A 22637-nucleotide genomic window follows, 5' to 3' on the forward strand; every position below is an offset into this window, starting at 1 on the left:
TAGCAAACTGACTCAGTGCACCCTGGCCCCTTCACGGGCGGTGTTCCAGAAGGCGCGTGCCAGCGGCGAGAGTTTGGCCACATCCAGGCAGGCCAGGCCGACCGTGCGCGGCTGCGGCGGTGACAGGGGCCGGTACACCACGCCCCTGGGTGCGTCGGGCAGCGCGAGGCGGGCAGCTACCGATACCGCCAAACCCTGTTGCACAAATTGCAGGATGGAAATGATCTGCGTGAAGTGATACAGCACCTTGGGCAGCGCGATGTTTTTCTGCAGGATGGGCACAATGACCGGCCCGCAGCCGGCCTCCGTCAGCACAAAGTCCAGCCCCGTCAGAGCGGTAACCGGCACGGCCTTGTGTCTGGCCAGTGGGTGTTTGGCCGGCAGGATGGCGACAAACTCGTCCTGCACCAGCGGCAGCACCTCAAAGCGCTCGTCGGGCACGACGACAAATCCAAGCTCCACCCGCTTTTGCAGCAGCCAGTCGTCCACCACTTCGTCGCTTTCCTCTTCAATGCGCACCTGCGCGCCCGGATGGCGCTTTTTAAAGGCAGCCAGCAATGGCGGCAGCAGGTTGACGGTGGATGTGGGCCCAAACGAGCCGATGCGCAGCGTGCCGGTTTTCAGCTCACGGGCGTCGCCGAGCTCCTGCGTCATGGTGGCGGCCAGGGCGGTCATTTCGCGGGCGCGCAACAGCAGGCGCTCACCGGCATCCGTCATGGCCACGCCGGACGCGTCGCGCTGTGCGAGCTTGACGCCGAACTGCGTTTCGAGCGCGCGCAGCGCATGGCTGACGGCCGATTGCGTCGTGCCCAGCCGCATGGCCGCGCGTGAAAAGCTGCGGCATTCATCGAGGGTGATCAGGACTTCAAGTTGGGCGAGTGTCATGGCCGGCTTGGAAAAGCGGTAAAACGGTAAAGCGGTGCATGGGCAATGATGAGTAAACACTCATTTGATGGTGAACTAAATAGCAGTTAATCTCATGCATCAATCTAACCGATGCCAGTCTTTTTTCCAATAAAAACCGCATGACAGCCACAGCCACATCTTCCACCGCAGCGCCCTTGCCCGGCATTGTGCCCACGACTCCGCCGGCTGGTAAAAGCCTTCTGGGCCTGTACCTGCGCCTGACCTGCGTGCCATTTCTCTGGGGCGGCACCTTCATTGCCGGGCGCGTCATCTCAGCCCACCTGCCGCCCGCCACGGCGGGTTTCATACGCTTTGTGTTTGCCACGCTGGCCCTGCTGGTGGCGCTGAATTTCACCGAAGGCCTGCGCGCACTCACGACACTGTCGCGCCGCCAGCTGCTGGGCACGATGGCGCTGGGCGCCACCGGTATCTTTATTTACAACCTGCTGTTCTTCACGGCGCTTTCCGTGCTGCCGGCAGGCCGCACCTCGCTCATCATTGCCCTGAACCCGGTGGTCACACTGCTGCTGGCCGCCGCATTCCTGGGCGACCGGCTTTCGCCAGTGCGCTGGCTGGGCGTGGCCCTGGCCTTGCTGGGCGTGTGGATCGTCGTCACACGCGGCGACCTTTCGCAAATCGCGCAGTCGCTCGGCAAAGGTGAGCTGTCGATGTTTGGCGCGGTGTGCGCCTGGGCGGTGTACACGCTGCTGGGACGCAAGCTGTTGCAGGGCCTGTCACCCGTGCTGGCCACGCTCTGGGCCGCCATCTGGGGCACGCTGTTCCTGGGCCTGCTGGCCCTGCGCGACATCGCCAGCGTACATGCCGAATCATTCACCCCTGAGGTGTGGGCCGGCCTGGCGTTTCTCGGCGTGCTCGGCACCGCGGTGGCTTTTGTCTGGTACTACGAAGGCATACGCCAACTGGGCGCGGCACGCACCGTGGTGTTCAACAACCTGGTGCCGGTGTTTGGCGTGCTGCTCGGTTGGCTGATTCTGGGGGAACCCTTGAGTGTCAGTTTGCTGGCGGGTGGGGCGTTGGCGATTTTTGGGGTGTTTTTGGTGAATCGGGTGAAGGGGTGAGTTTGTGTTGATTTGATGGCCGCGCTTTTTGCTGAGGGTAGCTGGCCGGGGGTTGCCCGGCATGCAACTCACTTTCTTTTGCTTCGCCAAAAGAAAGTAAGCAAAGAAAAGGCGACCTTGCTGTTTGCGTCCCCTTTGCTTCGCTACGGGGCAACCTGCGGTGCTCGGTTCAGGCGGGGTCTCGCTCGAACTCGCTTCGCTCAGACAATCGCGATCCCTGATCCGCCTGAACCTGCGCTCCTCGGCGCATACAGAAGGGGCAATCGGGAGCGGGGACCGAAGACAAAGACAAATACCAACTCCAATACCAACAAGGACACGCCATGGCGTGTCCTTGTTTCTTCAGGTGTTCGGGTTCTGGTATTCGGTTGTTGGCTGTTCGGCATTCCTTCCCCCACCCCTTGTGGATGCGCCGAGGAGCGCAGGTCCAGACGGATCAGGGCAAAAACTTGTTTGAGCGAAGCGAGTTGTTTTTGACCCCGGCTGGACCGAGCACCGCAGGTTGCCCGTAGCGAAAGCGGAGGGACGCAGGAACCAGGGTCGCCTTTTCTTTGCTTACTTTCTTTTGGCGAAGCAAAAGAAAGTGAGTTGCATGCCGGGCAACCCCCGGCCAGCAACACTCAGACGAAAGCGCCCAACCCTGAGCAAGAACGGCCAAGACAGGCTCTGCCAGGATAGGTAAAGACCTACCCCTTAACCACCTTCACCGGCCTCTTCCAGTTAGGCAAACTGACCTGCTTGCCCCGCGCCACACTCAACGAATCCGGTGGCGTACTTTTGGTGATGGTCGACCCTCCGCCCACCGTGCCGCCCGCGCCTATGGTGACCGGTGCCACCAGGACGCAGTTGCTGCCGATGTGCACGTCGGCTTCAATGACCGTGCGGTGCTTGTTGGCGCCGTCGTAGTTGGCGGTGATGCTGCCGGCGCCGTAATTCACGCGCTCGCCCACCGTCGCGTCGCCCAGGTAAGCCAGGTGGTTGGCTTTGGCGCCCTTGGCCAGGGTGGCGTTTTTGACTTCCACAAAATTGCCGATGTGCACCTCGGCGCCCAGCTGCGCGCCGGGCCGCAGTCGGGCAAAGGGCCCGATCAGTGCACCCTCGCCAATCTCTACACCCAGCTTCTCGCCGTCGATATGGGTGAAGGGATGGATCACGGCGCCGGCGGCAATGGTGCAGTTGGCAATCACGCAGTTGGCGCCTATGCGCACTCCGTCGCCCAGCGTGACCTGGCCTTCGAACACGCAGTTCACGTCGACTTCCACATCCTGGCCGCAGCGAAGCGTGCCGCGCACATCGAGCCGTGCGGGATCGGCCAGCCGCACGCCTTGCTCCATCAGCGCCGTGGCCAGGCGGCTTTGGTACACGCGTTCCAGTTCGGCCAGTTGCACCGGGCTGTTCACGCCGGCCACCTGGGCCGCGTCGGTGATCTGCTGCGCCACCACGGCCACGCCGTCCGCCACCGCAAACTTGACGATGTCGGTGAGGTAATACTCGCCTTGGGCATTTTGATTGTCCAGCCGGGAAAGCCAGGCACGCAGCAGGCGCGTGGGGACGGCCATGATGCCGCTGTAAATTTCACGGATCTCGCGCTGGGCAGGTGTCGCATCTTTATGCTCGACGATGGCGCGTACCTGGGCCGAGGCTTCGGTGCCGGCCCGCAAGGGCTCGGAGGCGTGCGCTTGCGCGCGCACGATGCGGCCATAACCCGTGGGGTCGGCCATGCTGAGCGTGAGCAGCGCCAGCCGCTGGCCGTCGCACTGCGCCAGCAGGGCCTGCAGGGTGGCGGCCTGGGTCAGCGGCACATCGCCCGACAGCACCAGGGTGACGCCATCGTCTGCCAGCAGGGGAATTGCCTGCTGCACCGCATGGCCCGTGCCGAGCTGTGGCTCCTGCCGCGCAAATTGCAGGCTGACCTTCGAATCCGGGCCCACTTCCTGCTGCGCAAAGCCCCGGCAGGCGGCCTCAACAGCCTCCGCGCCGTGGCCGGTAATGACGACCGCCTTGCGCGCTGACAAAGACGCAGCGCATTCGATGACATGCTGCAGCAAAGCCTTCCCGCCCAATCGGTGCAAAACCTTGGGTAAGCTGCTTTTCATCCGCGTGCCTTTGCCCGCGGCCATGATGACGACATCAACTGGGGTTGCCATGAAGTTTCCTCTGGATTTTCGAAGGACAGGATTTGAAAAGCGTGCCACCCCCGCCGGGGCAGGGCTGGTACGCAGCTTACGGATTATCGGTGTGCTTGCCGCCGCGCTGCTGGGTGCGGCGCTGCCCGGCTGCAACGTGATGATGAAACTGGCCTACAACCAGGCGCCTGAGCTGGTGTATTGGCATCTGGACGGTCATTTTGACTTCACCGACACGCAAAGCGTGCAGGTCAGGGCCGACCTGGACAGGCTGCATGCCTGGCACCGGCAAACCCAGCTGCCGGGCTATATCGACACGCTGCAAAAACTGCAGCACCAGATGCCGCAGGACATGGATACGGCAAAGGCTTGTGCGGTGTATACCGACCTCCGCCGAAAGCTGCTGGTGGTGTCGAACGAGGCTGAGCCCCTCATGACGAAGCTGGCGGGCACGCTCCACGTCAGCCAGATGAAGAAGCTGCAGCAGCGTTTTGAAAAAGGCAATGCCGACTACCGCGAGGACTTTCTGGAGTCATCCAAAACGAGCCGCAAAAAACGCTACAAAGAGGCGGTGAATCGGGCCGAAATGCTTTACGGGCGGCTGGAAGAAAAACAGCTGGACATCATTGGCCGTCGGATCGATGCGTCCCACTTTGACGCCGCCGTGTCCTACCGGGAAAGGCTGCGGCGCCAGCAGGATGCCCTGCAAACCCTGCGCCCGCTGGCTGACGGCCACAGCACACCCGAGAAAACGCAGGCCGCCGTGAACGGACTGTTTGAACGCACGCTGAACTCACCAGACATCGCTTATCGGGACTACCTCGAACGCCTGACCCAGGACATTTGCCAGGGCTTTGCAGAACTGCACAACAGCACGACGCCCGCCCAGCGCTTAAAAGCAGTGGAAAACCTTCACCGCTATGAGCGGGATTTCAAAGCCCTGCACAGCCAAAAGTCCTGACACCGGAACCTGCCCCGCGCAACCCGGCTTATTTGCCGGGCGCTTTGGAATGGGACAAACCTTCCTGTTCAGCTTTCTTCAGTTCTGCCGCCTGCTGGGGTGAATCGGGTTTCGCCGCCTTCGCATCGGCAGCGACATCTGCATCCTTGAGATAGGACTTGATGTTCTTCTGGTAGTCGCGGGTGGCTTCATAGCTCCCTTCGCCCATCTGACCGGCCGGGGCATCGCCCGGCCTGGACTGCCGCGGCTGGAACTCGCGTGATCCGCTGCTTTGCTGTTGCTGGCGGTCCGAAACACGGCGCGGTTGCTGCTGCAGGCGTGCGCCGGGTGCTTGTGCGTGGTTCATGAACGTCTCCTGGGTGGTTGTCGGTGCGCCGTCGTCACGGCCTTCCCTTCGCTGGAAAAGGGGGGCAAATCGCGGGCAAGGGGAGTCACCTTAAAGCCGGATGCGGGCCGCATTTGTCATCCGCCCCACGGCCTTGTTGTCAGCGACCGCCTACACGCCTGAACCAAGCTGGAATCAGATGAAATCAGAGCAATGGAACCTGCGCAGGCGGCGTGTCGTAATAGTCGGCAATGCGCTCCAGCGCGCGGGTATTGAGCAACCGGAGCTGCCCATTTTCAATCTCATGCAGGCCCAGCTGGCGCAAACGCCTGAGCGTCTTGTTGGTGTGCACCAGCGACAGTCCCAGCGCGTCGGCAATATGCTGCTGGTTGATGGGAAACCCTATCCAGCCTTTTTCAGCCATGCCCACGCGTTCCAGCCTGCGGTACAGGTGCATCAACAGCATCGCCACGCGTTCGGTGGCATTGCGCCGGCCGGCCGTCAGCAGATGGTCATCGACCATACCTTCCTCTCGCGCGCCCATCCACGTGATGTCGTAGCCCAGGCTGGGGTGGTTGCGAAACAGTTCCCACAGACCGTCCCGCGGAAACACACAGAGGCTTACATCCGTCACTGCCTCGATGCCGTGCATGGCGCCGTCCGCGAACTTTTGCTGCAGGCCGATGAAGTCGCCGGGCAACAGGAAATTGAGGATTTGCCGGCGGCCGTCGCTCAGGGTTTTGTAGCGGAAGGCCCATCCCGAATACAGCGTGAAGAGCTTGCCGTTGGGCTTTTGTTCATACAGGATGGTGCCGCCCGCCCGCACTGCAGAGGTGCCGGTGCGAAAGGCTTCGATGAACGCCAGTTCCCCATCGCTGACAGGCATGAAGGCCCCGGTCCTGCGCAGCCCGCAGGCATTGCAGTGAGGTGGACAAATCGATGACGTTGGCGCTGGAATGTTCATAAAAGGAGCATCTTAGGCGCATTTGGCTGTGTCTTTTGACATTGTGAAAAGGCAGGCTGCCCGCTACATTCAGCCGCCATGACGCCAACAAGCCCCACGCCGTATGAAGTTCTTTATGTCAGTACCCTGGCGCCCGAAGCGCCGCTCAGTGTCGTGGCGAACATTGCCGTCAAGGCCCGTCAGGCCAACGCCGAGCGGGACATCACCGGGCTGCTGATTTTTGACGGCATGCGCTTTTGCCAGCAACTGGAGGGCGACCAGAAGCAGGTGCTGACGTTGCTGGAACGCATCCGCCAGGACACCCGCCACATCAACATGCAGGTTCTGCACCATGGCGAACTGGCCGCCCGGCGATTCCGGCGCTTCAGCCTGGGCTACTGCCTGGTCGAGGATGAGGACGTGCTGGAGCGCATGGAAACCCTGGACGACCAGGCCGCGCTCGATGCCTTTGTGGGATTGCTTTCCAGGCTGGACCTGGATTCCTGAACGCGCCGGGCTTCAGCCCTGCAGCGCCTGCCACATTTCCTGGTCGCGTTGGGCTGTCCAGATACGCGGGTTCTTGATGCCGCTGGCCTCGTCAAACGCCCGGCTCACGTCAAACGGCAGGCAGTGCTCGTAAATGAACACATGGCCGAAGATCGGGTCCATGCTTTTGCGGGTGTGGTTCATGGCGGCTTTGAGGTCCATGCCGGCGGCGGCGGCTTCTTTGCCCGCCTGGTACAGGGTTTCGACCCAGCGCTTCGTATAGTCCAACGCCTTGTTGACGTTGGCCGCGCCCTTCATGGCCTCGCCGCGGCCGGGCACGATGGCTTCGGCTTTCAGTGCGCGCAGGGCTTCCAGTGTGGCGGGCCATTCCTCCAGCTGGGCGTCGCCGGTGTAGACGCCGGCCTCGTACTCGACCAGGTCGCCTGAGAACAGCACTTTTTCTTCTTCGACCCATGCAATCGTGTCGCCGCGCGTGTGGCCGGGGCCCGGGTGCCACACCTGGACTTTCACCCCGCCCAGGTCCAGCACCAGCTTGCCGGGCACCTCGCCTTTCACCGGATTGCCGCCGTCGATGACCAAAGTCGGCCAGGTCAGGCCGGGCACGCTTTCGGCGTTGCGAAAGAGACGCGGAAAGCGTTCCATCTCGCTTTGCATGTCCTGCGCGCCGCGCTCGACGATGAGCTCGTACGTGCCCCGGCTGGCGATGACTTCCGTGGCGCCTTCCGCAAGGTAGGCGCTGGCGCCCAGCACCCGGACCGCGTGATAGTGAGTCAGCAGCACATATTTGATGGGCTTGTCGCTCACGGTGCGGATGCGGGCGATCAGGTCCTGTGCCATGGCCGGGGTGGCGGTGGCGTCGCTCACCATGATGAATTTGTCGCCAATGATCACGCCGGAATTGGGGTCACCCTCGGCGGTATAAGCCCAGCAATGTGCGCTGAGCTGCTCAAAAGTGATGACCTTGTCGGTGAGATCGGACTGCGAGGCGAAGGCTTTGGACATGCGGTTCCTGTGTTTGGGACGCTGCGCCGGCGGTTCAGTGAACCCGGCGCCAGTTTTGGGTCATTTTACTTAAACGTAATGCGTTACGGATAGTTAAACCAATACCCTGCCCGGCGAAAACGATCTTCAAGACTGCTACTTATTTGATAGCTGATCGCGCTCGTCCTGATTGACCTGCGAGGCAATTTGATGCCAGAAAACGGGGCCTGCGAGCGAGGCCTGGCGGCAGGGCTCTACCCGCGAATTTCCAGCCAGGCAACCGCGCTGTCGGCCAGGGCTTCCAGGGAAGCATTCCCGGCCAGGGTCAACACACCCGGCTCGGCCGAAGGATCCTGCAGCGCCTCGAACTGGCTGGCGACCAGGCTGGGTGGGTAAAAGTGGCCCGGCCGCGAGGAGACGCGCCGCAGGGATTCGGCCTCGCTGATGGCCAGGTGCACAAACTGCAGACCGGGCACGGCGCCGCGCAGGCTGTCGCGGTAGGCGGCCTTGAGGGCCGAGCAGGTCAGCACAACACCGGCCGGGTGGCGTGCCAGTTCCACACCCAGCTGGCGCAGCCAGTCAGCGCGGTCCTCGTCCGTGAGGGGAATGCCTTGCTGCATCTTCTGGATGTTGCCGGGGGGATGGAAATCATCCCCTTCGATCAGCGGCAACACGAGCTGGTCGGCCATCAGACGCCCGACCGCCGACTTGCCGCAGCCGGCCACCCCCATGACCACCACATGGACTGCCGGCGCGGCGTGGCGCACAACGGGCGCGGAGAAGGAATGGGTCTGGGAAGCTGGGGCCATGCCCAAATTATCGCGGCCCACCGCGTCTTTGCGCGTCGCGCCTGCGATATCTGCCAGGGATCGGTTTTTTTGAACATAAGCGACAGCCATGCGCGCTGCGCCCGCCGCAACACAATTGCGCCGGGTTTGGTATGGTTGCGCGATGGCCTCTTCCACGAATGATTTTGCGACCTACTRCTGCGAGCTTTTGTCAGGCGTCGGGCCCTGCACGGCCAGGCGCATGTTTGGCGGGTTTGGCATCAGCACCTCGGGACTGACGCTGGCCCTGGTGGCCGACCTGGGCGGCGGCGAGAAGCTGTGGCTCAAGGCGGATGCCGAGACCCGCAGCCTGTATGAAGCCCATGGCTGTGAGCGGTTCACCTTTGAAATGACACGCAATGGCGTCAGTGCGCCGCACAGTCTCAACTACTACGCGGCACCCGAAGAGGCGATGGAGTCGCCCGCCGTGATGCTGGAATGGGCGCGTGTAGCGCTGGAATGTGCGCTGAAGGCGCGTGCGGCCAAGGCGACCAAAGCGCCCAAGACAGCGAAGGCGAGGAAAACGCCAAAGGCGCCGGTAACCAGGACCGCCAAAACGGCCAAGCCCCGAACCAGGCGCCCATAAAAAAACCCGCAGCCTTGCGACTGCGGGTTAAACGGTTTTCCCGGAGTAAAACTGTTGGCTATCTGCGCTTAGACCAGGTTGGACATGGCCAGCACGTTGTAGTTGCGCGGCTGGAGCTGATTGTCCCTGTAGGCGTCAAAGTCGTGGCCGGTGACGTGAGGCCGGGCGCGGGCAGTGACGAACACCAGGGCAACGGGGGTCAGCACCGCTTCAACAGCGGCGACAGCACCCATCGCCAGCCCGCGGACCAGGCGGCCGAGGGCGCTGGTGGCCAGGCCGAAGGCGGCACGCAAGTCACCCAAAGGCTGCATCACGCCGGCGCGCCAGCCGGAAGTCTCTTTCATCTCGGGCACTTTGGCGCAGGCCGTTGCCGGCTCCCAGCTGAAATAAGCGGAAGCAGCGTGACCAGCGCTGAAGGACTCCATCACCAGCGACTCACCCGCCCGCAGCGAAAGGCTTTCGCCCCGGCTGAGGAAATGGTCGCCGGCGCGGACCTGGATGTCCTGGCTGGCGGCGTCGAAGGTGGCCCAGACCCGGCCATGCGCAATTCGCAACACACCGGCCTGCGAGGCACGCAGCGTCAGCGCTCGGCCCGCGCCCAGTTTCCAGAAGCCCGCCAGGCCGGCCACATGGCCGTTGGTGGCATCGGAAGCCTGTTGCAAGAAACGATCTCCTGAGAGGTGAGCTGCGTGGTCCATGGTGTTCTCCTAAAAAGGCACAAAGTGAGTGATGAGGGTTGAATCATCTCGCCACGGGCTTGCACAGTCCAATGAAATCGCGGTAAGCTATTGATTCCATAATCGCATCAATCAATTAGGCCCGAATTGCCCTATTTGGCCTTTTTCACCCCCACACTGTCATGCTCCATTCACAAACACACTTGCGCTCCCGGCCGATTTCCGCCGGCCAGTTAAGGGCTTTTGAGGCCGTCGCCCGCCACCTCAACTTCCGCGCTGCCTCGGAAGAGCTGGCCCTCACCCAGTCGGCCGTGAGCCGCCAGATCCAGGGCCTGGAAGAAGACGTGGGCGTGAGCCTTTTTCACCGCCACACGCGCGCCGTGGAGCTCACCACCGCCGGCGGCATCTTGCTGCGGGCCGTCACGCCCTCCCTGGAGCGCATTGACAACGCCGTGCGGCAGATACGCCAGACCGCCGGGCGCAAGAGCGTGTCGCTCACCACCTTTGCCTCGTTTGCCTCGATGTGGCTAATCCCCCGGCTGGAGGGTTTTCAGCGCGACAACCCCGACATCGACATCCGGATTGATGCGTCGGACGTGGCGGTGGACCTGGACATTTCAGACCTGGACCTGGCCCTGCGTTACGCCCCGGCCAGCCACATGCCGCCAGGCGCCATACGCCTTTTCGGCGAGCAGATCACGCCCGTCATCAGCCCCTGGCTGCTTAAAAGCGGGCCGCGCCTGAAGAAGCCGGACGACCTGGCCCAGTTCACGCTGATCGAGGCAGGCGACGCACATCACACCCACCTGGAATGGCTGACCTGGCGCCGTTGGCTGAGCGACCATGCCAGCCCCAAGCTGGAAGCCAAGCGCTGGCTGTACTTCAACTATGCCTACCAGATGGTGCAGGCGACCCTGACAGGGCAAGGCGTGGTGCTGGCGCGCCTGCCGCTGATCGCGGAGAGCCTGGCCTCGGGCGACCTGGTAGAGCCGCTGCCGCAGATGCGCATGGAGTCCCCGATGAGCTACTGGCTGATCATCGGTCCGCGCAATGTGGCCCGGCCTGAAGTGATGGCCTTTTGCGACTGGCTCAAAAGCCAGGCCGCGCTGACGCGGGAGGCTATCGGCGATGTGCCGGATCCGGATACAGTGGATTCCCTCGATTGAGCCCCGCTTCCGTTCGCCCTGAGGCGTCGAAGGGCTGGCACAGTGCCCCGGCTTCGATGCCTGCGCCCCACCCATCATTCGAGCGAACGCCTGATGACGCCGCTCAAGTTAACCGTTAGCCCTTCACACTTACCCCGGAGAACCTGCCCCATGACATTTGTACGACTTGCTTCAATTGCCTTCGTGGCGGCGTCTTTGATCGCCTGCGCCAGCCAGCCTGTCGTTGCCATACCCAAACCGTCGCCGTCAGCGCAAGGTGAGATTCTTGTTTTCAGGGAGTCGTCGTTCATTGCCGGTGGCGTCTCGCTCGCTGTAGGTACAGACGGTGCAGCATTTGCATCGTTATCGAATTCCGAGTACGCCATTGCAAACCTGTCGTCTGGCGAGCGGGAGATTTTCGTGCAGGCAAGAACAGCCAAGCCCACCCGCCTTCAATTCAAATTGCAGCATGGATCTCGCATCTGTCTTCGCACAAGTGCTTCTCCGGGTACTTTAGCCAAGGTCGCCGTACCAATTGCTCTTATCGCAACGGGATACCACTTCTACCTGGATGAAGTGCCTTGCCCATCGGCCGAAGAACTGGCCAAATACAAATCGGTTCCCGTAACCTATGCTGCCAGGTAACAGTTCCGTACCGGTGGCAAGGCCCAACTTCAACGTCAGACGCTTATGAGCCAATTTCGCGACTTTGAGAAGCAAGCCGTTCGTATGCTCGCAATGCCCGAGCTCGGCAACGCTCTGGTCGAGGCAGTCCTCAAAGACTCCGGGTTTGTGGCTTTTGAGCGCACTGGAGTGGGTTACTTTCTTACGGTCAGACATCCGCTGCTACCGATGGAGCGCGCAGTGTTCGATGAACCGGCAGTCGTCGGCCGAATTGGGGAGTATGAAGTTGGCTACCTGGTCTTTATCGAAAATCGCGAACTCATGCTTGAGTGTTATTCGACAGGCGCTGTCGAAGTGCCGCCCGACTTCAGAGAACGGAAGGTCAGCCTTGCAACAGCTGACCCATCCTTCAAATATGCCGGTGGTCGAACCCTGGGCCAAGATCATTGAATACTGGCGCCTTAGCGGGATTCCTGTCCGCCCGGGTGTGCAGCCGTCGCAAGTGGCCGAATTTCAGTCTAAGTACGGCGTAACCATTCCACGTGACGTACTCGAGTATCTCGAAACCGTGGATGGAAGCAGTTTCGATTTTACGGACTCGGATTGTTATAGGTTTTGGCCGCTATCCGAGATTCGACCGGTTCACGAAGTACTCGACGACAGTACCGGTGTCATCTATCCAGATCGCTTTTCGTATCCGGACTGCTTTGCATTTTCTGATTACTTGATGAACAGCTGGCTATATGCAGTCAGGTTCACTGGCGAGCCATTGCAACCTGCACATGTATATCGAGTGGCGGAGGATGCCACGCCGGGAGAGCCAATGGCACCCTCATTTCGGGAATTTATGGTGAGCTATGCTGCAAATCCAAAGAGCATTTTGTAGATATGCGAGGAGAGCGACCGAAACTCAGGCCGCGCCGCGTTTGAGCAAACGCCCGGCACGCGCCTGCACCTTGGCGTTCACCGCGTCGGCATCACCGGCCACATAGGCCAGCTCGCCGTTCACAAACACTTTCTCAATCCCTTCGGACACCGCGATCGGGTCCTGGTAGGTTGCCACGTCGCGCACGCGGGCCGGGTCCAGCACCACGACGTCGGCATGCCAGCCGGGCTGCAGCTGGCCGCGCTGGTGCAGGCGGAAGTTGCGTGCCGACAGGCCGGTCATCTTGTAGATCGCAGTTTCCAGCGAAAAAAGCTGCTGCTCGCGCCAGTAACGCGCAAGCACCCGCGGAAAAGCGCCCCACAGGCGCGGATGCGGATGCTTGTCATGCGGCAGGCCGTCGGAGCCGATCATGGAGAGGGGATGCGCCATGACGCGCTTGACGTCGTCCTCGTGCATCTGGAAATAACAGGCGCCGCCCGGCTGCAGGCGGCGGCAGGCGGCCTTCTGGTCGACACCCCACTCCTCGGCAATCGAGGCCAGCGTACGGCCCATCATTTCGGGGTGGGGAGTCGACCAGCTCAAGAGGACATCGATCACGCCGTCCACCAGGTCTTCCCGCAGCACGGTCGAGCCGGCCACGTAGGGGTAGACATCCATCGCGATGTCCTGGCGCCGGGCCAGCGTGTCGATCAGCGGCAGCGTCTCGCGCGTGCGGCCCCAGTTGGCCGGGCCGGCGCATTTGTGATGCGAGATCACCAGCGGCACGCCGGCCTCGAAGGCGCAGCCGGCGGCCTCGTGCATGGCCTCCAGGATGTCGGCCATCTCCGAGCGCATGTGGGTGGCGTAAATGCCGCCGTACCGCGCAACAACGCGCGCCAACGCCGTCACCTCGGCAGCCGGCGCAGGCATGGCTTCGGCATAAAAAAGGCCCGACGAGAGGCCAATCGCTCCCTGGGCCATGCATTGCTCCAGCAGGGCGCACATGGCGGCCACTTCATCAGTGGTGGCTGGCCGGTTGAGGTCGCCCACGCAGGCATAGCGCAGCGTGGTGTGGCCGATCAGTGGCGCCACATTAACGGCCGGCTGCGCTTCGGCAACGGCCTGTGCGTAGGCCTCCACCGAAGGGTATTTGAACGAATTTCCGAGCAGGGTGAGGGCACCCTGCGGCTCCTCCACCACGAAGGGTGCGACCGACAGGCCGCAGTTGCCGGTGACCACCGTGGTGATGCCTTGCGACAGCTTGGGAAACATGCCTGGCGCGTTCAGCACAATGGCGTCGTCGTGGGTGTGCACGTCGATGAAGCCGGGCGCGATCACCAGGCCGCTGCAATCGTACACATCGGCGTCGGCCAGAGTCAGGCCATCCGGCAGGCCGTGCCGCAGGCCCGTGCCCATGGCCACGATCCGGTCGCCCGCCAGCAGAAGGTCCCCAGGTCTGCCAGCCGCGCTGGTACCGTCTACCAGCAGGCCGTTTTCCAGCAAGGTGGCGCGCGTCATCGTACTTTTCCCATGGTGAGCTTGGCGCCTTCGTCCCAGTCCAGCCGGGGGTGGTGGTGCATGTCCACGCCGCGGGTTTCCAGCGTGCGCTGGATGTTGGCCAGCCGGTTCACGGCCTTGTCGCCCAGGCGCTGCGCCACCAGCACGGTGAGTATCTCGATCACCGTCAGGTGCGCCAGGTAGGCCTCGGGCCCCACCGGCATTACCGGGTCGGGCGCCACTTCCACGCCCAGCACGATGTCGGCCAGCGCCGCGAGCTGCGAGCCGGGCTGCGTCAGCGCGATGATGGTGGCGCCTTGCGAGCGCGCGACGTCCACCGCCTCCAGCAGCGAAGGCATGCCGCCGACGTGGGTGATGGCCATCACCACGCCGCGCGGGCCGATGGTGGCGGCCGAGATCAGCTGCAGGTGCGGGTCCAGGTAGCTGTTGGAGGCCACGCCCATGCGGTACAGCCGCGCCTGCAAGTCGGAGGCCATGAAGTTGGAGGTGACGCCGACGCCATAGCAATCCACCCGTGCACCATCGACGATGGCATCGGCGGCCGCCTGCACCGCCTCCACATTGAGCTGGGCCTGTACGCTGTTGATCACCGTGGCGGCGCCGCGCGTCACCTTCGCGATGACCTGGCGCGTGTCGTCGTCAATGCGCACGCGCCGGTTCAGCGGTGAGCCGCCCACCGCCAGCTCCTGCGCCAGCGCCAGCTTGAACTCGCGCAGCCCGGGGTAGCCCAGGTCGCGGCAGGTGCGCATGATGGTGGGGACCGAGCTGTTGGCGCGCTGGGCCAGGGTTTCGAAGGTTTCGTCCAGCACGCGCTGCGGGTCTTCCAGGATCAGGGCCAGCACGGTGCGCCGCGCGGCGGGCGCGCGGTCCATGATCTCGGCAATTTTTTCAAGGACGCGTGGGGTCATTTAAAAGCAGGTGACGATGGCGTCACACACGTTGTTTTGTTCGTCCACCACTGGCATCCAGCGCCATTTGTCGAAGGTGGTGCAGGGGTGGGAGATGCCCAGCGCGACCAGGTCGCCCACGCGCAGGGCCTGGTGTTCCGGGCCGCTGCCGGCCGGGGTCGCGTGGCGGAGGTAGGCATGCTGGTCGTTCAGGCCGGCAATCTTCCAGTCGGCCGGCGCCGGTGTCATGGTGGCCTCGCCTGCCCGGCACACGCCCAGGGGCACGGGAAGCTCCAGGTCGTAGGAGATGTCTCGCTTGCCCACCGAAAGAATGGCCAGGCCCGGCTCGGGGCAGGACTGCACCGCCGCCCACACCTGCATCGCCGCGTGCAAGCCATGGCCGCAGCCCATGCGCGCGGCGACTGTATTCATGAAGCGGTGGTAGGTGCCATGGTCGTGCGTCACATAGCAGCCCGAACGCAGCAGGCCTTGCACGGGCCGCGAGAGTTTCATCTTCAGGTGTTCGGCCACCAGATCGAAGATGGCGGAGCCGCCGGCCGTGAGGAGGATTTCATCCGTTTCGAACAACTGCTGCTCGTCGCAGGCTTGGGCGATGTCGCGCACACGTTGCATCAGCGCATTGGCGTAGGCCGTGTCAGCGTCCGACTGGCCGGTGGCGCCCAGACCCTCGTAGCATTCGATGCCGACCAGCCGCGTGGCCGTGCCGCTGCGCAGGCGCTTGGCCAATGCGAGCGCCTGCTCTTGGCTGCGGCAACCGGTGCGGCCGCCGTCCACGCCGATCTCCAGCAGCACGTCGAAAGGCTCAGCGTGTGCATTCACCGCATGCCAGGCTTCAATGAGTTCTGCCTGCGCCAGGGAATCCACCAGAAAAGCCACGCTCAGCCCGGCATTGGCACGCTTGAGGTCGGCTATGCCCTGCAGGTCCACCGACTGGAACACCTGGTTGGCGATCAGGCAGCGCTTCGCACCGGCCGTCACGCCCGCGCGCAGCTGCGTCACGGTGGCGAAGGTCAGGCCCCAGGCGCCGGCATCGAGCTGGCGCCGGAACAGCTGCGGCGACATGGTGGTCTTGCCGTGCGGAGCCAGGCCGACGCCATGCGTGCCGGCGAAACCCTGCATCCATTGCAGGTTGCCGGCCAGGGCATCCCGGCGGATCACGGCCAGCGGTAACGGCAGGTCGCCGCGCAACACGTTCCAACCCTGGGTGCCCACGGCCGAGCGGCGCAGCGGCGGGCTGTGGTGCGGAAAGCCCTTCCAGGAGGCGTCGAGCAGTGGGTCGAGAATGTCTTGCAGTGTCATGGTGTCGTCAATGATTCAATGTCGTCGCGGATGCAGGCTTTCAGGCGGCCGCCGCCCATGTCGCGCGGCTCCGGCCGCGTCTGGGCACAGGCGTCGATGGCATGCGGGCAACGTGTGCGGAACACGCAGCCCGAAGGCGGGTTGACCGGGCTGGGCATGTCGCCTTTCAAGGGCACATGCACCATCTTCAGCGTCGGGTCAGGCTTGGGCGAAGCGGCCAGCAGCGCCTGGGTGTAGGGATGCAGCGGCCGCGCGAACAGCTGCGCCGTCGGCGCCACTTCCATCACCCGGCCCAGGTACAGCACAACCACCCGGTCGCACAGGTATTCCACCACATCCAGGTCATGCGAGATGAACAGCATGGTCAGCTTCAGGCTGTCGCGCAGGTCGCACAGCAGGTTGACCACCTGCGCCTGGATGGACACGTCCAGTGCCGAGAGCGGCTCGTCGGCCACGATGAATTCGGGCTGCACCGAGAGGGCCCGCGCCACGCCGATGCGCTGGCGCTGGCCGCCGGAAAACTCGTGCGGGTAGCGCGCCGCGTGTTCTGGCGGCAGCCCCACCAGCTGCAGCAGCTCGGCGATGCGCTGCGCGGTAGCTTCCTTGCCTTTGGCCAGGCCGTGCACCTGCAGCGCCTCGCCCAGGATGTCGCGCACCCGCATCTTCGGGTTCAGGCTGGCGTACGGGTCCTGGAAGATCATCTGCAACTTGCTGCGCAACGCGCGCATGCGGCCGCCCGAAGCCGCGCCCAGGTCTTCGCCGCGGTAGCTCACTGTGCCACCGGTACTGTCGACCAGGCGCAGCAGCGCGCGGCCGATGGTGCTCTTGCCCGACCCCGATTCGCCCACCAGGCCCAATGTCTCGCCGGGATGGATCACGAAGGACACATCGTCCACCGCGCGTACCGGCCGCACGGAGGAACCGAAGAATTTCTGCAGGTTGCGCACCTCGATCAGAGGTGTGACGGCGGGCATCTGTGTGCTCATGCGGCCTCCGGCACCAGGATGCAGCGGGCGCTGCCGCCGGCTTCGTCGTTGCGCAACGCCGGCATGGCGTCGCGGCAGGCCGCGATGGCCTTGTCACAGCGCGGCTCGAAGGCGCAGCCCGGTGGCGGCGCCAGCGGGCTGGAGACCTGGCCGCGGATGGCGTAGAGCCGGCGCTTGCCTCCCGCCGCATGCGGGCCCTCGCCGTCCCCTGCCGGCGCCCGCCCGCGCTGCTGCGCCGGCAGGCAGGCCAGCAGGCCCTGCGTGTAAGGATGCTGTGGCCGTGCGAACAGGTCGTTGACGGGCGCGGCCTCCACGATGCGGCCGGCGTACATCACAGCCACGTCGTCGGCATGGTGGGCCACCACGCCCAGGTTGTGGGTGATGAACAGGATGCTCATGCCGGTCTCAGCCTGCAGCCTGCGCATCAGCGCCAGGATCTGCGCCTGGATGGTCACGTCCAACGCGGTGGTGGGCTCGTCGGCGATCAGCAGCGTTGGGTCGCAGGCCATGGCCAGCGCGATCATCACCCGCTGGCGCATGCCGCCGGAGAGTTGGTGCGGGTATTCATGCAGGCGCTGGGCAGCCGCCGGGATCTCCACCAGTTCCAGCATGCGCAGGGCCTGGGCCAGGGCGGCCGCATGGCCCAGGCCCTTGTGCAGGCGGAGCGTCTCGGCCACCTGCTCGCCCACGGTGAAGACCGGGTTCAGGCTGGTCATCGGCTCCTGAAAAATCATCGCCACCTCGTTGCCGCGAATCGCCCGCATGCGCGGCTCGGGCAGCGTCAACAGGTCCAGCGTCTCGCCGGCACGGTTGACGAACAGGGCCTGGCCGCTGACCTGCGTCGAAGCGGTCCGCGGCAGCAGGCGCATCAGCGTCAGGCTGGTGACCGATTTGCCCGAGCCCGATTCGCCAACAAGGGCCGTGGTCTTGCCGGCACGGATATTGAAGCTCACGTCGGCGACGGAGCGGATCAGGCCTTCGTCGGTGTCGAAGAAGGTGGAAAGGTGGCGTACTTCGAGACGGTTCACATCGATTTCCGCAGGCGCGGATCCAGCAGGTCGCGGATGCCGTCGCCCAGCAATTGGAGCGACAGCGCGGTAAGGATGATGGCCAGGCCCGGGAACAGCACGATCCACAGCGCCTGGTGGGCGTATTGCTGGCTGCCGGCGACCATGGTGCCCCAGGTCGGGATTTCGGGCGGCACGCCCACGCCCAGGAAAGACAGCGCGGCTTCCGCCAGGATGGCGTAGGCAAAGATGAACGAAGCCTGCACCAGGATGGGCGACATCAGGTTGGGCAGCACATGGCGCCACAGGATGCGCACGGTGGAGACCCCGACGGCGCGTGCCGCCTCCACAAAGAGCAGCTCGCGCACCACCAGCGTCGAGGCGCGCACCACCCGCGCCACGCGCGGCGTGTAGACCAGCACCAGGGCCAGCACCACGTTCAGCATCGAGGGGCCGAGGATACCGACCAGGGCGATGGCCAGCAGGATGTCGGGAAACGACATCATCGCGTCCACCACCCGCATGACGGGCGCGTCAAGCCGTCGAAAGAAGCCTGCGACCAGGCCAAACAAGGTGCCGGCCACCACCGAACCCAGCGCCGTCAGCAGCGCGATGGTCAGCGAATAACGGCCGCCGAAGGCGATGCGGGCAAACAGGTCGCGGCCCAGCTCGTCGGTGCCGAACAGGTGGGTGGAAGAGGGTTGCGCCAGGCGCTGGCTCACGGCGGTCTCGTTCGGGTCCAGCCCACTCAGGGGGCCGGCGAAGAGCGACACCAGCACCACCACGACCAGCGCGATGGCCGCGGCCAGCACGATGCGGCGGCGAAACAGCTTGCGCAAAATAAGAGGAATCTGCATGTCAATACTTCACACGGGGGTCAACGACGGTGTACAGCAGGTCGATGGCGAAATTGATCACCACGTAGATCGCGGCCACCACCAGCAACGCACCCTGGATCACCGGGTAGTCGCGCCGGATCACCGCGCTCACCACCAGGTTGCCCACGCCGGGCAGGCCGAACACCGTCTCGGTAACCACCGCGCCACCGATCATCAACGCCACTGTCAGGCCGAGCACGGTGACGATGGGCACCAGCGCATTGCGCAGCGCATGCTTGAGCACCACCACGTTTTCCGAAAGCCCCTTGGCCCGGGCAGTGCGCACGTAGTCCTCACCCAGCACATCCAGCATGGAGGCGCGGGTGAAGCGGATGATCAGCGCCGAATTGAGCACGCCCAGCACCGTGGCCGGCAGCACCAGGCAGTGGATGCGGGCCGCCAGCGAGGCGCCCGGCTCGCCATAGCCCGAGACCGGAAACCAGCCCAGCGAGACTGCGAAGATCTGCATCAGCACCAGGCCGAACCAGAAGCTGGGCACGCTGGCGCCCAGCATGGCGAAGCCGGTGAAAGCCTGGTCGACGGCCCTGCCGCGATACACGGCCGAAACGATGCCGCAGGGCACACCGATCAGCGCGGCAATGGCGACGGCCATCAGCGAGAGCAGGGTCGTGGGTTCGGCCCGCTCCCACAGCGCCTGGGTCACCGGGCGCTGCAGAAAGATCGATTCGCCCAGGTTGCCGCGCGCCAGCTCACGGACCCACAGGCCGAACTGCACCGGCAGGGGCTTGTCCAGGCCATAGACCTTCTGCACGCGCGCGATGTCCTCGGCCGTGGCCTGGTCGCCCAGCAGCACGGCGATCGGGTCACCCGGGGCGGCGCGCGTGAGAATGAACACCAGCACCGCCACGATGGCCATGACCACCAGCATGCCGCCCAGCCGGGACAGGAGGTACCGTGTCATGACGTTGCTCTATTCATAAAGGGTGAAATCTCTTTATCCATCCAAGGGCATCCTGTCAGCAGCACTAAACCCGGTCCGAGACGAAACGAAACAAGCCAGTCAAGTCGCGGAACCGGCTTTGCCGGGCCGCAGGCGGGCGGCCCCCTCGGGGGGCAGCGAAGTACGCGAAGCGACGAGCGTGGGGGCTCAACTCTTTAGGCTGGTGTTCCAGAAGAACGGATAGGTATAGGGCGTGTAGCCCTGCAGCGCCGGTGCGCGCGCCGACAGACTGGCAAATTTTCCGACCTGGATGTAAGGCACCTCGTCATACACCACCTGCTGCACCTTGCCCCACAGCGCACCGCGCTTGGCAGGGTTGGGCTCCTGGTTCAGCGCGGCCAGCGCCTCGGTCTTGGCCGGCGAGCTCCACCAGCCCGGCGCGCCGTCGCCCAGTTGCGGCGGCGAAAGCATGGGTTCGGGGAACAGGCCCGAATGGGTGATATAGATGTCCCACAGCTTGGGGTCGGCGCGGCGCTGCAGCAGCGTCGCCCACTCGACCACGTTGAGCTCGGCCTTGAAGCCGGCGCGCTTGAGCTGCTCGGCCATGATCAATGCCATGTTGTAGTGAAAGTCATACTGCCGGCTGGTCAGGATGCGCACCGGTTCGCCCTTGTAGCCGGCCTGCTCGGCCTGGCTCTTGGCTTTCTTGGCATCGCGTTCGTTATAGGCCGCGGTGCCGGCGGTGGAATAAAAAGGCGTGCCTTTGGGGAAGTGGTTACCTTCGGCGATGAAAAAGCGCGTGTCGCCAAAGCCCGCTGCCAGCATCTCGCCTTCGCCCAGCGCGGTCTGCACCGCCTTGCGTACAGGTTGCCGTGCCAGCGAGCCTTCCTTGGTATTGAACACCAGGTAAGGAAAGCCGAACGAGGGCGTCATGATGGGCACGACCTTGCCGCCGGCTTTTTCCAGCCGCGGCAGCGCCTCGATCGGCAGCAGATCGGCGTAGTGGAACTGGCCGGCCAGCGCACCCTCCACCCGCGTGTTGGCATTGGGCACCGGCACAAAGCGCAGCTCCTCTACCGCGGCCACCCGCTTGCCGCCGTAGCCGCTGGCAGCTTCACTGCGCGCGCTGTAGCCGTCAAAGCGGGTGAGCAGCACGTACTGGTCGGGTTTGCGCTCCTTGAACTTGTAGGGCCCGGTGCCCACGTATTCGCGCAGCGGCTGGGCCAGCGATTCCTTGGCCATGATGGCCGCCATGCCCGAGGCCATCGCCAGCTGCGAGAGCAGCGGCGCATAGGCGTTCTTCAGGCTGATCTCCACACCGTGCGGGCCCTTGGCCGACAGGTCGGCCACCTGCACCGCCACCGACTTGCCACGCGGCGAGACTTCCATCCAGCGTTTCAGGCTGGCCACCACATCGTCGGCATGAAGCTCGCGCCCGCTGTGCAGCATCACGCCCTTGCGCAGTGCGATGCTGTAGAGCTTGCCGTCCGCCGATATCTTGGGCATCGCCTCGGCCAGCATCGGCACCAGGGCCGCCTTGGCGTCGAAGGTGAACAACGGCTCGTAGACGTGCTGCATGATGATGCAGACCAGGTCGGCCGGGGTCGACTGGATGTCCAGCGTCGGCGGCTCAGCCACCATGGCCAGGTTCAGGGCTGACTTCCCCGTCTGCGCGGCGGCCGGACCGAAGCCGGCGCCGGCCGCACCCAGGGCCAACAGGGAAGACAAGGCAGTGCGGCGGTGCATGCGAATTCCACGGATCATGACAACTCCTGATTGAAGTTAAATTTCAAAAGTGAAGATTAATTGATCTGAAGATGATCATTTTCAGGATAAACCCGAGTATTTGCGCATAATCATGAAAATATATTTCAGAATTTGCCACAAAAGAGACTAGAAAAAGGAGTTCTTCATGCCTCTCGAACATTTCGGAAATCCTCCACTGGCCTCCGACCGCCAGCCCCGCCCGTTCTCACCCGCTGTGCGCGCCGGTGACTTCATCTATGTCTCCGGCCAGGTGCCGGCCAATGAAAACGGCGAGATCGTGACCGGCGGGATAGAGGTGCAGACCCACCAGGTGATGAAGAACCTGCAGGCGGTGCTGGCCCTGGCCGGTTGCACGCTGGACGACGTCTGCAAGAGCACTGTTTGGCTGCAGGACGCGCGCGACTTCGGCAGTTTCAACCGCATCTACATGGGCTATTTCGGTGATAAGAAGCCAGCCCGTTCGACGACCGAGGCGCGGTTGATGGTGGATGCGCGGCTGGAGATTGATGTTGTGGCTTACAAGCCCAAGGGCTAGGCCCGGTTTGCTCCGGCGGGGCGCCCTCCTCTGAATCCTGCTGGCCGGGGGTTGCCCGGCATGCAACTCACTTTCTTTTGCTTCGCCAAAAGAAAGTAAGCAAAGAAAAGGCGACCCTGGTTCCTGCGTCCCTTCGCTGCGCTTCGGGCAACCTGCGGTGCTCGGTCCAGCCGGGGTCAAAAACAACTCGCTTCGCTCAAACAAGTTTTTGCCCTGATCCGTCTGGCCCTCCGCTCCTCGGCGCATCCACAAGGGGGTGGGAGAGGAATACCGAACAGCCAACAAC

24 protein-coding genes are annotated in these 22637 nt (G+C 63.8%); 9 read left to right on the forward strand and 15 right to left on the reverse strand.

The window, feature by feature from the left end; translation table 11 throughout:
• Positions 1 to 12: 12 nt before the first annotated feature.
• On the reverse strand, positions 13 to 885 hold the full coding sequence (locus AC1DY9_RS19890) for a LysR family transcriptional regulator (protein ID WP_477667428.1): 873 nt from the start codon (positions 883 to 885) through the stop codon (positions 13 to 15).
• 140 nt (positions 886 to 1025) lie between these two features.
• Between AC1DY9_RS19890 and AC1DY9_RS19895 the strand changes: the two genes are divergently transcribed.
• Complete coding sequence (locus AC1DY9_RS19895) at positions 1026 to 1985, forward strand: DMT family transporter (protein ID WP_477667429.1); 960 nt, start codon at positions 1026 to 1028, stop codon at positions 1983 to 1985.
• 686 nt (positions 1986 to 2671) lie between these two features.
• On the opposite strand, the gene glmU is transcribed toward AC1DY9_RS19895, so the two are convergent.
• Positions 2672 to 4132 carry a bifunctional UDP-N-acetylglucosamine diphosphorylase/glucosamine-1-phosphate N-acetyltransferase GlmU gene (gene glmU, locus AC1DY9_RS19900; RefSeq protein ID WP_477667430.1) on the reverse strand — a complete coding sequence of 487 codons (1461 nt, stop codon included), beginning with the start codon at positions 4130 to 4132 and terminating at the stop codon, positions 2672 to 2674.
• Here glmU and AC1DY9_RS19905 point away from each other — a divergent pair.
• A complete protein-coding gene (locus AC1DY9_RS19905; protein WP_477667431.1) occupies positions 4131 to 5072 on the forward strand; it encodes a DUF6279 family lipoprotein in 942 nt (313 codons plus the stop codon). The genes glmU and AC1DY9_RS19905 overlap by 2 nt on opposite strands.
• A 28-nt stretch (positions 5073 to 5100) precedes the next feature.
• Here the strand turns inward: AC1DY9_RS19905 and AC1DY9_RS19910 are convergent, their stop codons facing one another.
• A complete protein-coding gene (locus tag AC1DY9_RS19910; RefSeq protein ID WP_477667432.1) occupies positions 5101 to 5418 on the reverse strand; it encodes a hypothetical protein in 318 nt (105 codons plus the stop codon).
• A 184-nt stretch (positions 5419 to 5602) separates the two neighbouring features.
• Positions 5603 to 6361, reverse strand: a complete 759-nt coding sequence (locus AC1DY9_RS19915; RefSeq protein ID WP_477667433.1) for a Crp/Fnr family transcriptional regulator — start codon at positions 6359 to 6361, stop codon at positions 5603 to 5605.
• Between the two features lie 78 nt (positions 6362 to 6439).
• Between AC1DY9_RS19915 and AC1DY9_RS19920 the strand changes: the two genes are divergently transcribed.
• Positions 6440 to 6847, forward strand: a complete 408-nt coding sequence (locus AC1DY9_RS19920; protein WP_477667434.1) for a BLUF domain-containing protein — start codon at positions 6440 to 6442, stop codon at positions 6845 to 6847.
• A gap of 12 nt (positions 6848 to 6859) precedes the next feature.
• On the opposite strand, the gene AC1DY9_RS19925 is transcribed toward AC1DY9_RS19920, so the two are convergent.
• On the reverse strand, positions 6860 to 7849 hold the full coding sequence (locus tag AC1DY9_RS19925; RefSeq protein ID WP_477667435.1) for an MBL fold metallo-hydrolase: 990 nt from the start codon (positions 7847 to 7849) through the stop codon (positions 6860 to 6862).
• A 233-nt stretch (positions 7850 to 8082) separates the two neighbouring features.
• Positions 8083 to 8637 (reverse strand): gluconokinase, encoded by a 555-nt coding sequence (locus AC1DY9_RS19930; RefSeq protein ID WP_477667436.1) that lies wholly within the window; start codon positions 8635 to 8637, stop codon positions 8083 to 8085.
• A 142-nt stretch (positions 8638 to 8779) separates the two neighbouring features.
• On the opposite strand from AC1DY9_RS19930, the gene AC1DY9_RS19935 reads away from it, so the two are divergent.
• A complete protein-coding gene (locus AC1DY9_RS19935; protein ID WP_477667437.1) occupies positions 8780 to 9241 on the forward strand; it encodes a TfoX/Sxy family protein in 462 nt (153 codons plus the stop codon).
• 68 nt (positions 9242 to 9309) lie between these two features.
• On the opposite strand, the gene AC1DY9_RS19940 is transcribed toward AC1DY9_RS19935, so the two are convergent.
• Positions 9310 to 9939 (reverse strand): DUF2917 domain-containing protein, encoded by a 630-nt coding sequence (locus AC1DY9_RS19940; RefSeq protein WP_477667438.1) that lies wholly within the window; start codon positions 9937 to 9939, stop codon positions 9310 to 9312.
• Positions 9940 to 10100: 161 nt separating this feature from the next.
• On the opposite strand from AC1DY9_RS19940, the gene AC1DY9_RS19945 reads away from it, so the two are divergent.
• From AC1DY9_RS19945 to AC1DY9_RS19960, 4 genes are all read left to right on the forward strand, one after another.
• The gene (locus AC1DY9_RS19945) at positions 10101 to 11084 is read left to right on the forward strand and encodes a LysR substrate-binding domain-containing protein (protein WP_477667439.1); all 984 of its coding nucleotides are present in this window, start codon (positions 10101 to 10103) and stop codon (positions 11082 to 11084) included.
• Positions 11085 to 11234: 150 nt separating this feature from the next.
• A complete protein-coding gene (locus AC1DY9_RS19950) occupies positions 11235 to 11708 on the forward strand; it encodes a hypothetical protein (protein ID WP_477667440.1) in 474 nt (157 codons plus the stop codon).
• Between the two features lie 45 nt (positions 11709 to 11753).
• Positions 11754 to 12137 (forward strand): hypothetical protein, encoded by a 384-nt coding sequence (locus AC1DY9_RS19955; protein ID WP_477667441.1) that lies wholly within the window; start codon positions 11754 to 11756, stop codon positions 12135 to 12137.
• Positions 12076 to 12573: an SMI1/KNR4 family protein gene (locus AC1DY9_RS19960; RefSeq protein WP_477667442.1), complete on the forward strand. Its 498-nt coding sequence runs from the start codon at positions 12076 to 12078 to the stop codon at positions 12571 to 12573. Before AC1DY9_RS19955 ends, AC1DY9_RS19960 begins: the two co-directional genes overlap by 62 nt.
• A gap of 24 nt (positions 12574 to 12597) precedes the next feature.
• Here AC1DY9_RS19960 and AC1DY9_RS19965 read toward each other — a convergent pair whose 3' ends face one another.
• The 8 genes from AC1DY9_RS19965 to AC1DY9_RS20000 all read right to left on the reverse strand — a co-directional run bounded on the left by AC1DY9_RS19965 (position 12598) and on the right by AC1DY9_RS20000 (position 21813).
• Positions 12598 to 14070, reverse strand: a complete 1473-nt coding sequence (locus AC1DY9_RS19965; protein WP_477667443.1) for an N-acyl-D-amino-acid deacylase family protein — start codon at positions 14068 to 14070, stop codon at positions 12598 to 12600.
• Positions 14067 to 14978: a MurR/RpiR family transcriptional regulator gene (locus AC1DY9_RS19970; protein WP_477667444.1), complete on the reverse strand. Its 912-nt coding sequence runs from the start codon at positions 14976 to 14978 to the stop codon at positions 14067 to 14069. Before AC1DY9_RS19970 ends, AC1DY9_RS19965 begins: the two co-directional genes overlap by 4 nt.
• Positions 14979 to 16277, reverse strand: a complete 1299-nt coding sequence (locus AC1DY9_RS19975; protein ID WP_477667445.1) for an amino acid deaminase — start codon at positions 16275 to 16277, stop codon at positions 14979 to 14981.
• Entirely contained in the window at positions 16274 to 17251 is a 978-nt protein-coding gene (locus tag AC1DY9_RS19980) for an ABC transporter ATP-binding protein (protein WP_477667451.1), read from the reverse strand. The genes AC1DY9_RS19975 and AC1DY9_RS19980 overlap by 4 nt, the downstream gene beginning before the upstream one ends.
• Positions 17252 to 17259: 8 nt before the next feature.
• Positions 17260 to 18291 (reverse strand): ABC transporter ATP-binding protein, encoded by a 1032-nt coding sequence (locus AC1DY9_RS19985; protein WP_457282470.1) that lies wholly within the window; start codon positions 18289 to 18291, stop codon positions 17260 to 17262.
• Positions 18288 to 19127 carry an ABC transporter permease gene (locus AC1DY9_RS19990; RefSeq protein ID WP_477667446.1) on the reverse strand — a complete coding sequence of 280 codons (840 nt, stop codon included), beginning with the start codon at positions 19125 to 19127 and terminating at the stop codon, positions 18288 to 18290. Before AC1DY9_RS19990 ends, AC1DY9_RS19985 begins: the two co-directional genes overlap by 4 nt.
• A gap of 1 nt (position 19128) precedes the next feature.
• Entirely contained in the window at positions 19129 to 20070 is a 942-nt protein-coding gene (locus AC1DY9_RS19995; protein ID WP_477667447.1) for an ABC transporter permease, read from the reverse strand.
• Between the two features lie 186 nt (positions 20071 to 20256).
• Positions 20257 to 21813: an ABC transporter substrate-binding protein gene (locus AC1DY9_RS20000; protein WP_477667448.1), complete on the reverse strand. Its 1557-nt coding sequence runs from the start codon at positions 21811 to 21813 to the stop codon at positions 20257 to 20259.
• Positions 21814 to 21961: 148 nt separating this feature from the next.
• On the opposite strand from AC1DY9_RS20000, the gene AC1DY9_RS20005 reads away from it, so the two are divergent.
• A complete protein-coding gene (locus tag AC1DY9_RS20005; RefSeq protein ID WP_477667449.1) occupies positions 21962 to 22351 on the forward strand; it encodes a RidA family protein in 390 nt (129 codons plus the stop codon).
• Positions 22352 to 22637: the final 286 nt, after the last annotated feature.

Source organism: Polaromonas sp. P1_F6, from assembly GCF_056405695.1.